Genomic DNA, 13,945 nt, shown 5'->3' on the forward strand with positions numbered 1-13,945 from the left:
GGTCGGAGGCGCCGAGTGTCGTGCGCCGTGTACCGTGCGTTTCGCGGGGCTGCAGGCTGTCCGCGGCCCCGGCGAGCCGGTAGTCTCTTCGGAGAGTGTCATCATGCGTACCCGTCGCACCGGCACAGCGAGCGGCGGTGCGCCGTCCGTGCGGGCGATCACAGCGTGAGGGGGCCCGTGTGGGCAGCAGCAGACGGTGGAACGGCTTCGTCGCCGCGATGGGCATGCTCGTGCTCGCGGCAGGCGCGTCGGCGGTGGCGCCCGCCTCGTCGGCGCCCGCAGAGGCCGCGCCCGCGGCATCCGTCGTCCGTGCTGCGCCGGCCGCGCTCGCCGGCAAGTCCTCGGTCAACCCGTTGAGCCTCGCGGGCGGTTTCACCGTGTACGCGAAAGAGGACGCCACCCTCGCCAACACCGAGTTCGAGGGCAGCATCGCCGTCGGCGACCGCCTCCGCGTCACCCAGACCGCGCAGTACCAGTTCGCGCACGTCATCGCGGGCACCGGTGCGTACACGTTGCCGACGGTCGACGGTGACCCGACGCGCGTGCTCATCGGGGCGTACGCCTCGAACCCGACCAACAACTTCGGGCGCGTGCAGATCACGAACACGGGCGCGACCGAGCCGTCGCAGTTCGGCGACCTGAAGATCGTCGACCGCGACGAGCCGTTCGTCAGCTTCACCCGGGGCGACTGGCTGCGGTACGCGCTGAGCACAGGCAGCGACGACCCGCCGCTCATCGACGCCGAGAACCAGACGTATCCCGACGACGCGGCACCGCCCGCGACGTCGGCCGGCAACGGCAGCATCTACACCTACGACAACACCGGGTCCAGCACGCAGGAGATCGTCGCGCGCTACGTGCAGGCCGATGCCGACGCCAACGAGGCCGAGATCACGCAGTGCCTCGCCGACATCGCCGACCCGTCGACCGGCATCGGGTACCCCGTGTCGGTCATCGAGGACGCGGGCGACCGCGTCGTGCTCGGGCCGCTCGCTCCCGATCAGCCCAACATCGTCGAATACGACGACATCGCCGGCGCGGGTCAGCTGCAGTTCTCCGACGGCGCGCCCGGGCCGTCGAACCCGCTCATCATCCACGTCTCGCCCGGCACGACGAGCATCATGCCTCCCGGCATCGACCCGCAGGGCACCTACTCGCCGTACGTGCTGTGGGATCTGTCGCAGGTCACCGGCACGGTCGACATCGAGACCGGCGGCCGCGGCGACGGGTCGATCTACGCTCCCGACGCGCGTCTCGACGTGGTCGCCGAGCCGTGGGACGGCCAGATCCTCGCGGACGCACTCACATTCGAGGGCGGTGAGGTGCACTCGTACCTGTTCGCCGGGTCGCTGCCCTGCGACGCACCGCTCGACGCCGGCACGTTCTCGGTGGCCAAGGAGCTCTCGGGCGTCGACGCCGCAGACCTCGCCGACGGCACCGCGTTCCAGGTGCGCTACGTCGCCCTCGAACCCGGAGGCACCGTGGCGACCGGGGTACTCGCACTGAACCCCGACGGCACGCCCGCGTCGCCCGCCGACGACTTCCCGTTCGGCACCCGGGTGACGCTCGTCGAGATCGCGCCGAGCGACGACGTGCTCCCGCCCGAGCTCGCGTGGACCGACGTCACCTGGAGCGGCGACACGACGTTCGTGATCGACGCGACCCATCCGTCGTTCAGCCTGACCGTGACCGACACCGCCGAGACCATGCCCGCCGGATTCAACGTCACCAAGGCCGTGACCGGTTCCGGCGCGACGATCGTGCCGTCCGACGCGGAGTTCACGCTCGAGTACACGGTGAACGGCGGCGACCCGATCGACCTGACCGTCCTGCCCGAGGAACCCGCCATGGTCGACGGGCTCGCGGCGGGCGACGTCATCACGATCGACGAGTCCGGACTGCCAGACGTCGAAGGGGTGAGCTGGGGCGAGCCCGCCTGGACGGTCGGCGGAGAACCCGTGGCCCCCGACGAGAGCGGCGCGGTCTCCTTCACCCTGATCGGCGACGAGTCGATCTCGCTCGAACTCGCGAACACGGCGCAGGCCGTCGGCTGGGCGGCGATCTCGAAGAGCGTGGTCGGCAATGCGAGTTCGCTCGTCCCCGACGACACGACGTTCCCGATCGTCTACACCCTCGACGGCGGGGCCGAGCAGACGCTCGAGATCCCGATCGATCAGACCGTGACGTTCGACGCATTGCCCGCGGGCACGGTCGTGACCGTGCGCGAGGACGACCTGCCGGTGCTCCCCGGCATCGAATGGGGCACGCCGGGTTGGACCGTCGACGGCACCCCGCAGACCCCGGATGCCTCGGGCGCGATCACATTCGTCGTGCAGCCGGGCGCCACCGTGGCGTTGTCGCTCACGAACACCGCCAATGGCTTCGGTTCGCTGACCGCGCTGAAGACAGTGTCGGGCGACGGTTCCGACCTCGTGCCGGCGGACACCTCGTTCCCGATCGAGTACCGCGTGTCGAACGGTCCGGTGCAGACCGCCGAACTCGTCGCGGGCACCCTGGTCACCGCCGAGGGGCTGCCGACCGGCATCCCGGTGTCCGTGCGGGAGACCGCCCCGCCGGCGATCCCGGGGGTGGCCTGGGGCGAGCCGACGTGGACGATCGACGGTGTCGTGCAGACCCCTGACGACGACGGCTGGGTGTCATTCGTGCCCGCGACCGGAACGACGGTCGCGCTGGAACTCGACAACACCGCCGACCTCGCTCCCGGCGGGTTCACGATCACCAAGACCGTGACCGGTGAGACTGCAGACCTCGTGCCCGACGGCACCGAGTTCACGGTGACCTACCGCGTCAACGGCGGCGCCGAGCAGACGCTGGTGCTCGCCCTCGGCGAGGCGACCGCGGTGGCCGACGTCCCGGTCGGCGCGACGGTCGAGTTCAGCGAGGCGACTCCTCCCGCGATCGACGGTGTCGAGTGGGGCTCGCCCGTGTGGCAGATCGACGGCGTGACGACCGACGACCCGACCATCACGGTCGGCGCCGGGGCGAGTGTCGCGGTCGGCCTGCAGAACACGGCGACGACGACGCATCCGCATCTGCCGTCGACCGGCTTCGACGCGGGCGCCGCGCCGTTGGCGGCGATCCTCGCCGTGCTCGTCGGCGGTGCCGCGATCGTGCTGAGCCGTCTGCGCCGCCGAACGGCTCGACGCGACTGAGGTCGGTCGCGAACGATGTGCGACGCCCCGTGCCGGTCGACCGGCACGGGGCGTTTCGCCGTGCGATGAGCAGCGCTCAGGGGCGTCCGACTCTTGCCTCGCAATCGGAAAGCGATTACCGTCGGAGCTGACGGGCTTCAGAAACCGCTTTCTCGCACCGTTCGACGTCGCGCGGTGCGCATCTCGACGAGGAGATCCATGTCCCTGCTCAGACCATCCATCCGCGTGTCGCTGGCGGTCGTGACCGCCGCGGCCCTCACCATGACCGGGGCGGTGGCGGCCGTCGCGATCGGCCCCGACACGGCCCTGAACGCGAACAGCCTGGAAGCCCGCGACTACGTCGCCGTGACCGAAACCGGCACCGACTTCAGCATCTGGGCCGCACCGGGCAAGAACGTCACGGTCGACGCCCACGCGCGCATCTCCGACCGCGGCGAGGAGTTCACCCAGCGCATCAAGCTCAACGGATCGGGCACGGGCCCATCCCGCTCGCTGCACTTCACCGTCTCCGATGCCGACGTGCCCACCGAACTGCACGTCAACACCCGCAGCGGCAGCGCCACGGCGGACCGTGCGCTCGCGCTGTACAACGCGGGCGGCGAGGTCGGGCGCATCCCGTCGCTCGCCGATGACGGCACAGAGGCCGTCGAGACCGCGACCCTGGACGTCCTCGCCGCGGGCGAGTACTGGCTCGCCTCGCCGAGCTCGGGCGTGAACGTCTACGCCGCCCAGCTCGGCGACTTCGCGCCCGAGACCCGCGGCGACTGGACCGACGTCGCCGCTCCGACCATCGACGCGGTCGCGACCGACCCGATCGATCCGAGCCGGCTCCAGGTCTCGTATACGGGAGTGCTCGGCGCCGACGGCGGCGACGTCGTCTACGCCACGCTCTTCGACAGCACGGGGGCGGTCGCAGACCAGACCCTCGCCGCGACCGACGGCGTCGGCGGCACGCTGGAGCTCACGCCGCCGGCATCCGGCGACTACGAGGTCGAGGTGCGGCTGACCCGCGCCGGCGAGGCTTCGCCGATCGCCTCGGCGCGCGCCGCCGTCGCAGGGTTCTCCCTGCCGCTCGCGCCCGCCGAGATCACGGGGGCGCTCACGACCGCGGTCGCCGGCGGCGCCGCGACCGTGAGCCTCACGTGGTCCGAGGTCGCCGAGGCCGAGACGTACTCGATCGAGACGAGCGTGGCGGGCTCCCCGTTCACGACGGCGCTCGACGGGCTCACCGGCGCGACGGCCGATGTCACCGGCCTCACGCCCGGCGCGACCTACCAGATGCGCGTGCTCGCACATCGGGGCGACGACACATCCACGGGCGCGCCGTTCACCGTCGAGGTGGCGGGCGAGGTCGAGCGCTGGCAGATCGCCGAGATCGGCTCGAACGCGAACTCCGGGGGGCAGGTCACCGAGAACGCCGACGGGTCGATCACGTTCGACGCCCGCGCGAGCTCCACGAAGATCGCGACCTCCGAAGACGGGTTCCAGTACTACTACACGGCCGTCGATCCGGCGACCGAGAACTTCACCCTCACGGCGACCTTCCACGTCGACGACGCGGCGCTCAAGGACGCGCAGTCGGGCTTCGGCGTGATCGCCGTCGACGATCTCGTGCCCGGCGTCTCGGCCGCACGCTACTTCAACTCGGCGGGGGCGCTCCTCACCCGGTACAACTACGGCACCGAGGCGGGGCAGTGGCACGACGGCACGCCCGGCGGCCGCCTCGTCACCGGCTACACGGGCGCCACGACCGACAACACCGCCGGTACGCGCGACGCGAGCGACTCCGCCGAGTTCGACCCGAACTGGCGGCCGGATGTCTCGGCGCCGAAATTCGCGAACGGCGACGAGTACGAGCTCAGCCTGCGCAGGTCGAACACCGGATACCACGCGGTCTGGCACCGCGGCGACGAGGTGCTCGAGGTCATCGACTACGACCCCGACCTGCTCGAGCAGCAGAACCCCGACGTGCTGTACGTGGGCATGGCGGTCGCGCGCAAGATCCAGGTGACGGTCACCGACTGGGAGTTCACCACGATCCGGCCCGAAGACGACGACGCCGCGGTGCCGCCGCCCACGAAGCTCATCGACCCGACCCTGTCGGTCGATGTGACGTCGACGACGCCGGCGTCGAGCCTCGACGTGCCGCTGGTGTCGAACATGCACGGCACCGGTCAGATCCTGGGTGCCGCGGGCGATGTGCTCGTCGACGGCATCGCCCTCGCCCCGGGCGAGCGGACGCTCGTTCCCGTCGCCCTGCAGCCCGGCGCGAACGAGCTCACCGCACGGCTGCTGCCGTCGGCCGAGCAGCCGCAGCTCGGCGAGTACGAGGCGATCTCGTCGACCGAGCCGGTCGACGAGCCGTTCACGGTCACGGTCGCCTCGTTCGGCGAGCCGGGGCAGTCGATCAGGGTCGCCCCCGACGGCACGCCCGACGGCGACGGCACGACCGCGTCGCCGCTCGACCTGCGTACCGCGGTCGGATTCGCCCAGCCCGGCCAGCAGGTCGTGCTGGCGGGTGGCGTGTACGCGCTCGACCGCAAGATCGTCGCCGATCGCGGCCACAACGGCACCGAGGATGCGCCGATCACGATCATGAGCGAACCGCGCACGCGGGCCGTGCTCGACCTGACCGGCTCGCCCGACGGCGGGCTGGTGCTGCGCGGTGACTGGTGGCACGTGTACAACCTGGAGATCACCGGCTCGGCGAACAAGCAGAAGCCGATGCTCGTCTCGGGCAACCACAACATCGTCGAGCGCGTCGAGTCGCACCACAACCAGGACACGGGCATCCAGATCTCGGGCTCCGAGAGCGAGCCGCCCGCGCTCTGGCCGACGAACAACCTCGTCGTCTCGTCGGTGTCGCACGACAACATGGACGTCGGCGGCAACGACGCCGACGGCTTCGCCGCGAAGCTCACGGTGGGCGAGGGCAACGTGTTCCGCTCGAACATCGCCTACAACAACATCGACGACGGATGGGACCTCTACGCGAAGTCGACGACCGGCCCCATCGGCACGGTCGTGATCGAGGACTCGGTCGCCTATGACAACGGCTGGGTCTCGGGCGACACGTCGTTCACCGGCGAGGGCAACGGGTTCAAGCTGGGCGGCGAGTCGATGCCCGGCGACCACCTGCTGCGCAACTCGGTCAGCTTCGGCAACCTCGGCACCGGGGTGACGTCGAACTCGGGCCCGAACGTGCGGCTCGAGCGTGTCACCTCGGTCGGCAACGACCGCGGCGTGCGACTCGAGACGAACGCGAGCACGACCGACTACCGGGCGACCGGCGTGCTGTCGTGGCAGTCGCCGTCGCTCGACGTGCTGGGCCTGAAGCAGGCGGACACCACGCTGCTGACCGACCCGACGAACGTGTGGAACCTCGGCGGCGTCTCGCCCGTCGATGCGGGCTGGTTCGAGTCGACGGACCTCGACGGCATTCGGCCCACGATCGCGGCCGACGGCTCGATCGACCTGCACGGCCTGCTCGAGTTGACGGATGCCGCGCCGGCCGACACCGGCGCGCGCCTCTCAGCGATCGGGGAGCCGACCGACCTCGAGGTGCTGCCCGAGGTCACGGTGCCGCTCGAGAACCTCGAGGCGCCGAGCATCGTCGGCGACGTCGTGAAGGGCGAGCGGGTGAGCGCAGACCCCGGCACCTGGTCGCACGACGACGCGACGTTCGCCTTCCGCTGGCTGATCGACGGCGAGCCCGTGAAGGGCGCCAAGGGCGTCGGACCCGAGTACAAGGTGCGGGGCTCCGACGTCGGCCACGCCCTGTCGGTGGAGGTCACGGCGACGGTGCCGGGGCAGGAGCCCGTGGTCGCGACATCCGACGCCGTGGTCGTCGAGAAGCAGCGCACGGTCGCGCAGGTGATCGTGCGGGTCATCTCGGCCATCGTCGACTGGCTGACGAAGCTGTTCGGCCGCGGCTGAACCGCATCGACGCCGGAGGGGCTCGCCGATGGGCGGGCCCCTCCGGCCGTTCGAGCGACCGTTCGCGGGCCGTCAGCGCACGCGGATCGGCGGGACGGGCTTGGCCCTCGCCCACCGCGCGGGCAGGCCGGGGCCGTCCCAGACCTGCACGACGCCCCATGCGACGGCCGTGATCGGCACCGCCAGCACGGCGCCGAGCACGCCGCCGAGCGCGGTGCCGACGGTCAGGGCGACGAGGATGACGAAGGCGTGCAGCTTCATCGTGCGGCCCATGAGCACCGGCTGCAGGAAGTTGCCCTCGAGCTGATTCACCAGCACGACCACGCCCACGACGATGAGCGCGTTCACGAGGCCGTTCGAGACGAGCGCGACGAGGGCCGCGAGGATGCCGGCGAGCGTCGCGCCGACGATCGGGATGAACGCGAGGATGAACACGAGCACCGCGAGCGGGATCGCGAGCGGGACCTGCAGGATCAGCAGCCCGACGAGGATGCCGATCGAGTCGACCAGCGCCACCGCCGCCGTGCCCCGCACGTAGGAGCCGAGCGTCGAGATAGTCTTGTCGCCGACGCGGCGCGCCCGAGCGTAGTTCTCGCCGGTGAACGGGCGCAGCACGAACTCCCACATCTGCGGGCCGTCCTTCAGGAAGAAGAACAGGATCGTCACGAGCAGCACGAACCCGGTGATGAAGGTCGCCACTGCGCCGACGCCCGCGATCGCCCCCGAGCCGAACTGCGCGCTCGTCAGGAAATCGGTGACCTGCCCGATCCAGTCGTCGAGCTGCTCGGGGGTCGGGAAGAACGGAAGTTGGTGCGCCCATTCTGACAACGAGGCGAAGCCCTCCTGCGCCTGGCCGTACAGCTCGTCCCACTGGTCGCGCACGGCCCACACGATGAGCCAGCCGAGCCCGGTGAGCAGGGCCACCGTCACGAGCAGCGTGATCAGGGTCGCCAGCACCGACGGCACCCCGCGGGAGCGCATCCAGCTCATCGCGGGGGCGAAGGCGCTCGCGAAGATGAGCGCGAGCACGAGCGGGATGGTGACCAGGGTGAGCGACTGGATGACGAAGATGATGCCGGCGGCGATCGCGACCACGATGATCGCCTGCACCGATCTGATCGCGAGCCGGCCGAAGCCGTCGGCCCAGAGGCTCCATGGAGCCCGGTCGGGCTTCACGGCGACCGTCGGGTCCTGCAGGCGGACGATGCGGGGCTCACGGCGACCGAAGAGTGGCATACGACGACGCTACCGGCCGAGACGGTGACGGGACGACCCCTTGACTCGGGGGCGAACGCGGCGTGAGCGGATGCCTCGTGGCTCAGCCGCTCGTGAGGACGACGAGCTGCTGCGTCGCCCGGGTCATCGCCACGTACCGGTCGACGGCCCCCTCGACGCCGTCGCCGAACCGATCGGGGTCGACGAGCACGACGAGGTCGAACTCGAGCCCCTTCGCGAGCTCGGGCGTCAGGCGCCGCACGCGAGGCGGCGCCGGCGGGCGGTCGGCCGAGGCATCCGCGGGCTCGTCCCCGAGGAGATGCCCGTTGCCCGCCGGATCCGCGGAGATCACGCAGGCGACCCCTTCGTTGTGCTCGTCGAGCCAGTGCGCCAGCACCTGCCTGAGCTCGCCGGCCGAGCCGCGCATGACGGGCAGGCCGCTGCGCCGCACCGAGGTCGGCACGTTCGCGTCGGGCAGCGCGGCCCGGATCACCGGCTCGGCCGCCTCCATGACCTCGGCCGGGGTGCGGTAGTTCACGCCGAGCGTCGCGATCGAGACGCGATCGAGTCCGACCCGGGCGAGCCGCTCGGTCCACGACTCGGTGAATCCATGGCGGGCCTGCGCGCGATCGCCGACGACGGTGAAGCTGCGCGACGGGCAGCGGGCGAGCAGCATCTGCCACTCCGCATCCGTCAACTCCTGCGCCTCGTCGACGACGATGTGCGCGAACGGCCCGGCGAGCGCATCGGGGTCGGCGGCGGACCCGACCGTGTTCTCGAGCAGCGTCTGCTGCACGTCGGAGCCCTGCAGCATGCGCCAGAGCCCCTCGCCGTCGTCGAACTGCATGGCCTCGACGAGGTGGTCGATGACGGTGGACATCTCCTCGCGCCGGCTCGCGTCCTCGGCCTCCCGGCGTCGGCGGCGGGCGGATGCCTCGGGGTCGCCGATGCGCAGCCGTGCGGCGTCGAGCAAGGGCAGGTCGGACACCGTCCACGCGCGGGTGTCGGTGCGCTGCAGCGCGGCGACCTCCGCGGGCGTGAGGTGCGGAGCGCAGGCCGCGAGGTACGCCGGAACCGACCACAGGTCGCCGATCACGCAGGCCGGGTCGAGGAGCGGCCAGGCGCGGTTGAACGCGGTGCGCAGCTCGGCGTCCTGCTGCAGCGCACCTCGCACCATCGCCTCGGTGACCGACTCGCCGACCTCGTCGTGGTGGTCGACGAGGAGGTCGATGAGGGCCTCCCACACGCGCCCGCGCGCCTCGTTGTGCGGCGTGCCCGGCTCGGCCGCGTCGAAGGCCTCGGCCCAGTCGGCGGGGTCGAGCCAGACGTCGGCCCACGGCGACTCGACCGTGAGCCCGCGCGTCGGCGGTGCCTCGTGGTGCCGCACCGCCGCCTCGACGGCCTGCACGAGGCGCGCGGAGCTCTTGAGCCGGGCCACCTCGGGGTCTCGCTCGATGCCGGCCCGCGCGCCCTCCGGCACGAGGTCGCGCAGCGTGCAGGTGGCGACGCCCTCCTCGCCGAGGCTCGGCAGCACATCGGCGACGTAGTCGAGGTACGGCTGATGGGGCCCGACGAAGAGCACACCGCCGCGTCGGTGGCCGAGCCGCGGGTCGGAGTAGAGCAGGTACGCGGTGCGGTGCAGCGCGACCACCGTCTTGCCGGTGCCGGGTCCGCCGTCCACCACGAGGGCGCCACGCGACCCGGCCCGGATGATCGCGTCCTGGTCGGCCTGGATCGTGCTGAGCACGTCGCGCATGCGCGCGGAGCGGCTGCCGCCGAGGCTCGCGATGAACGCCGACTGGTCGTCGAGTGCGGCGTGCCCCGTCAGACCGTCGTCGGTGAACACCTCGTCCCAGTAGTCGGTGACGCGCCCGGCGGTCCAGTGGTAGCGGCGGCGGCTCGACAGGCCCATCGGGTCGCCGTGGGTGGCGCCGAAGAACGGCTCCGCCGCGGGGGAGCGCCAGTCGACGAGCAGACGCGCGCCTGCGTCGTCGGTCAGTCCGGCGCGGCCGACGTAGACCGGGGTCTCGGCCGCGCCGGCGCCCGCAGCTGCGCCGTCCACCATGCGCCCGAGGCACAGGTCGAGGCCGAACCGGCGGAGCGTGCGCAGGCGACCGGTCAGGCGGTGCACCTCGAGATCGCGGTCGAGCGCCTGCTGGCCGTGTCCGCCGCGGAGGCGGCGCACCTCGTCGAGGCGGGCGGATGTCTCGGCGACCGTGCGCCCGACGGTCGCGGCGATCGCGCTGAAGTGCGCCTCGTCGCCGTCGATCAGCTCGGGCGCCGCCTTCGCGGCGAGTCGTTCGGGCAGGTTGAATGCACTGTTGGTCAGGGTTTCTCCTCGGGTGGTCCGCAACGGGACGATCATTCTGCATCACGAGGGGGGCCTTGCGGCAAGGCCCTGTCCCGGCGTTAAACTGGAACCGCGGGGGAGCACGGGAGTGCTCTCCTTCGTCGTCTCCGAAGTTGCTCAGCCGCCTCAGGGCCAGCCCAGAGGCATCGCCCGGCGCACCCCCGATACGCTCCTGCCATGGAGCCGACGTTCGGGGTCGAGCGCGGCGGTTCGCCCGCCGAGGGCCGGTGCGCGGCATGACGGGCCTCCGCCGGGAACACCGCACGGCCCGACTGCCCGACCTCTCCTCGACTCGGGCCCTCGTGACCGGCGCGAGCGGCGGGATCGGGCTCGAGATCGCCCGTGCGCTCGCCCGAGCCGGTGCGGAGGTCGTCATGCCCGTGCGGGACCGGGAGCGCGGTGCGCGCGCCGCGGCCGACATCCGTGTAGGGGCCCCCTCCGCCCGGATCGAGTGCATGCGGCTCGACCTCGCGCGGCTCGATTCCGTTCGCGCGCTGGCGGCCGGCCTCCGCGACGACGGGCGCCCCATCGACCTCCTCGTCCTGAACGCCGGCATCGTGCTGCTCGGCGACCGCTTCCGGCATGTCAGCGTCGACGGCTACGAACTGCACTTCCAGACGAACTTCCTCGGGCACGCCGTGCTCGTGCTCGGCATCCTGCCGCTGCTCCTCGCGGGGCGCGCGCGGGTCGCCGTGCAGACGAGCCTGGCGGTGGCGAACGCCCGCCTCGACCTGCACGACCCGCTCGAGCTCGACCGTTACACGCCGCTGCGCGCCTACGGCGCGTCCAAGCTCGCGCTCGGGCTCTTCGGCGTCGAACTCGGCCGGCGCGCCGACGCGCTGCGCGTCGGCCTGTGCCACCCCGGCATCGTGCCCGACACCGGCATCGCGCCGGGGCTCCGGGGTGGATCGCCCGGCCCAGGCGCCCGCATCAGCCGGCGACTCGGCGGCACCCCCGCCGAGGCCGCGCGCCCGGCGCTCTCCGCGCTCATGACGACCCCCGACCCGGGCATGCTCGTCGCACCGTCGGGCCCGTTCCGCCTCTCGGGGCCGCCGACGCAGGTGCGGCGGTTCCGGCGCCTCGACGACACCGCGGCGGCCGCGGCCGTGTGGAACCTCGCCGATCGCGTCGCCGCGGGAGAGACCCCGCGCCGCCTCGGCCGCCGGACGTAGCATGGGCAGATGTCCGTACCGACGAACCGAGTCCAGCTCGAGGCATCCGCCGTTCGCGGATTCCACCGTTTCGACGAGGCCATCGAGTCCATTCCGAAGGCCGAGCGCGAGGCGCCCTTCCCGCGAGCCGGGCGCGACCGCGACATCCGCGACCTCATCGACCACCTGCACGCGTGGCACCTGCTGCTGCTCGGCTGGCTCGACGCCGAACGCGCCGGAAAGCCGGTCTCCTACCCGGCCGAGGGGTACAGCTGGGCGCAGCTCGACGAGCTCAACGTGGTGCTCCGCGACCGCTACCGCGGCACCGGTTCGCTCGCGACCGCGCGCGAGCGGCTGCGCGAGAGCCACATCAGCGTGCTCGCCCGACTCGAGTCGCTGAGCGACGACGACCTCTTCGACCCCACCGCCCACGAGTGGCTCGGCGGGCCGCTCGCCGAGCCCGTGCACGAATGCCTCGGCGGCCACTACGCGTGGGCGCTCGAGACGCTCGACGCCGCACGTGCGTAGCATCGCAGCATGAGCACCGATCAGGTCGAGACCCCTCAGCCCGCGTTCGGCGTCGCGGTCGCGCAGTTCGCGCCGGGCGACGACGTCGCGGCGAATCTGGCCGAGATCACGCGCCTCGCCGAGCTGGCGGCCTCGCGCGGGGCCCGCCTCGTCGTGCTGCCCGAGTACTCGAGTTACTTCACCCCCCAGCCGGATGCCTCGTGGCACGCGGCATCCGAACCGGTCGACGGCCCGTTCACGCGCGCGCTCGCCGAGCTCGCGGACCGCCTCGGCGTGCACCTCGTGGCGGGCATGGTCGAGCGACTCGACGGCGAGGCGCGCGTCGCGAACACGGTCGTCGCCGTGGCGCCGGCATCCGGAGTCGTGGCGACGTACCGCAAGCTGCACCTCTACGACGCGTTCGGCCAGCGCGAGTCCGACTGGGTCGCGCCCGGGGGCATCGGCGAGCCCGAGCTGTTCGAGGCGGGCGGCCTGCGGTTCGGCCTGCAGACGTGCTACGACGCGCGGTTCCCCGAGGTCACGCGCCGCATCGTCGACGCCGGCGCCGACGTCGTGTGCATGCCGGCCGAGTGGGTGCGCGGACCGCTGAAGGAGGCGCACTGGCGCGTGCTCACCACGGCGCGCGCGCTCGAGAACACGGTGTACGTCGCCGCGGCCGACCACGCGCCGCCCGTCGGTGCGGGCAACAGCATGATCGTCGACCCCATGGGCGTCGAGCTCGCGACCGTGGGCGAGGTGGCGGACGTCGCGATCGCGTGGGTCTCGGCCGAGCGCATCGCCGCCGTGCGCCGCGTCAACCCCGCGCTCGTGCTGCGCCGCTTCGCCGTCGTGCCGCGCTGACCCGAACGGACCCGAACGCGAGCGAATGCGACGAGCGCGCGCATTCTGGATCCGCACGCTCGTCGTACTCGCTCGCGTTCACGTGGCGGGCGTCCTGCGCGTGCCCGGCTTGCGCCAGACGATCGCGTAGCGCCACAGGGCGAGGCGCCGGAACCTTGCGCCCGGGAGGGCGGCGTGCGCGATGTCGCGCATCTGCGCGTACGTGTGCGGCGGCGGCCATCGCGTCGGCGCGGAGTGCTCCCAGACGGTGCGGCCGCGGCGGCGCACGCGATGGGTGAAGACGGCGACCGCCTCCCACCACAGATCGACGAAGCCGGCACTGCGGGCGAGTCCGACGACGGCCACGACGCCGCCCGGTGCGGTGAGCTCCGCCATCCTCTCGAGCGCCGTCGCCGGATCGTCGAAGTGGTGCAGCGTCGCGACCGAGACGACGACGTCGAATGACGCGGCCGAGAACGGATGCCGCATGATATCGCCCTCGACCCAGGCGATGTGGGCGCCGCCCATCGCCGCAATGCCGGCCGAGGCTTCGGCTTCGGCTTCGGCTTCGGCTTCGGCTTCGGCGAGCACCGCCGCGTCGAGGTCGATCGCGGTCACCGCGGGCACGATGCGTGCCATCTCGATGGCGAGCAGCCCATTGCCGGTTCCCACGTCGAGGGCCGAGGCGGCACCGGCCGGCACGCACTCGAGCAGCATCGAGTGGTACTCGATGTTGTGATTCCAGCGATCGTCACGGTCGTGCCCCGACATCA

The 13,945-nt window shown here is 72.0% G+C and carries 8 protein-coding genes; 5 read left to right on the top strand and 3 right to left on the bottom strand.

Annotated elements, in window-relative coordinates; all coding sequences use genetic code 11:
- Nucleotides 1–179: 179 nt before the first annotated feature.
- Both GQQ92_RS01940 and GQQ92_RS01945 read left to right on the top strand, forming a co-directional pair.
- Nucleotides 180–3,173, top strand: a complete 2,994-nt coding sequence (locus GQQ92_RS01940; RefSeq protein ID WP_156997545.1) for a DUF5979 domain-containing protein — start codon at nucleotides 180–182, stop codon at nucleotides 3,171–3,173.
- 198 nt (nucleotides 3,174–3,371) lie between these two features.
- On the top strand, nucleotides 3,372–7,109 hold the full coding sequence (locus tag GQQ92_RS01945; RefSeq protein ID WP_156997546.1) for a right-handed parallel beta-helix repeat-containing protein: 3,738 nt from the start codon (nucleotides 3,372–3,374) through the stop codon (nucleotides 7,107–7,109).
- Between the two features lie 72 nt (nucleotides 7,110–7,181).
- Here GQQ92_RS01945 and GQQ92_RS01950 read toward each other — a convergent pair whose 3' ends face one another.
- On the bottom strand, nucleotides 7,182–8,345 hold the full coding sequence (locus GQQ92_RS01950; protein WP_156997547.1) for an AI-2E family transporter: 1,164 nt from the start codon (nucleotides 8,343–8,345) through the stop codon (nucleotides 7,182–7,184).
- 82 nt (nucleotides 8,346–8,427) lie between these two features.
- Complete coding sequence (gene helR / locus GQQ92_RS01955; protein WP_232057432.1) at nucleotides 8,428–10,677, bottom strand: RNA polymerase recycling motor ATPase HelR; 2,250 nt, start codon at nucleotides 10,675–10,677, stop codon at nucleotides 8,428–8,430.
- A gap of 233 nt (nucleotides 10,678–10,910) precedes the next feature.
- Between helR and GQQ92_RS01960 the strand changes: the two genes are divergently transcribed.
- Genes GQQ92_RS01960 through GQQ92_RS01970 form a run of 3 tightly spaced genes read left to right on the top strand, consistent with a single transcriptional unit; the run spans nucleotide 10,911 to nucleotide 13,193 of the window.
- Nucleotides 10,911–11,846, top strand: coding sequence for an SDR family NAD(P)-dependent oxidoreductase (locus GQQ92_RS01960; RefSeq protein WP_197738032.1), 936 nt, complete (start codon nucleotides 10,911–10,913; stop codon nucleotides 11,844–11,846).
- 9 nt (nucleotides 11,847–11,855) lie between these two features.
- The gene (locus GQQ92_RS01965) at nucleotides 11,856–12,353 is read left to right on the top strand and encodes a ClbS/DfsB family four-helix bundle protein (RefSeq protein ID WP_156997550.1); all 498 of its coding nucleotides are present in this window, start codon (nucleotides 11,856–11,858) and stop codon (nucleotides 12,351–12,353) included.
- 9 nt (nucleotides 12,354–12,362) lie between these two features.
- Nucleotides 12,363–13,193, top strand: a complete 831-nt coding sequence (locus GQQ92_RS01970) for a carbon-nitrogen hydrolase family protein (protein ID WP_156997551.1) — start codon at nucleotides 12,363–12,365, stop codon at nucleotides 13,191–13,193.
- 78 nt (nucleotides 13,194–13,271) lie between these two features.
- On the opposite strand, the gene GQQ92_RS01975 is transcribed toward GQQ92_RS01970, so the two are convergent.
- The gene (locus GQQ92_RS01975; protein ID WP_156997552.1) at nucleotides 13,272–13,943 is read right to left on the bottom strand and encodes a methyltransferase domain-containing protein; all 672 of its coding nucleotides are present in this window, start codon (nucleotides 13,941–13,943) and stop codon (nucleotides 13,272–13,274) included.
- Nucleotides 13,944–13,945 lie beyond the last annotated feature (2 nt).

The sequence above is a fragment of the Agromyces terreus genome (assembly GCF_009749465.1).
In the GTDB taxonomy this organism is placed as follows: Bacteria; Actinomycetota; Actinomycetes; order Actinomycetales; family Microbacteriaceae; genus Agromyces; species Agromyces terreus.

Coding starts and splice junctions, on each gene's coding strand:
- GQQ92_RS01970 (WP_156997551.1), top strand. CDS start 12,363: ATGAGCACCGATCAGGTCGAGACCCCTCAGCCCGCGTTCGGCGTCGCG.
- GQQ92_RS01945 (WP_156997546.1), top strand. CDS start 3,372: ATGTCCCTGCTCAGACCATCCATCCGCGTGTCGCTGGCGGTCGTGACC.
- GQQ92_RS01965 (WP_156997550.1), top strand. CDS start 11,856: ATGTCCGTACCGACGAACCGAGTCCAGCTCGAGGCATCCGCCGTTCGC.
- GQQ92_RS01950 (WP_156997547.1), bottom strand. CDS start 8,345: ATGCCACTCTTCGGTCGCCGTGAGCCCCGCATCGTCCGCCTGCAGGAC.
- GQQ92_RS01960 (WP_197738032.1), top strand. CDS start 10,911: ATGACGGGCCTCCGCCGGGAACACCGCACGGCCCGACTGCCCGACCTC.
- GQQ92_RS01975 (WP_156997552.1), bottom strand. CDS start 13,943: ATGTCGGGGCACGACCGTGACGATCGCTGGAATCACAACATCGAGTAC.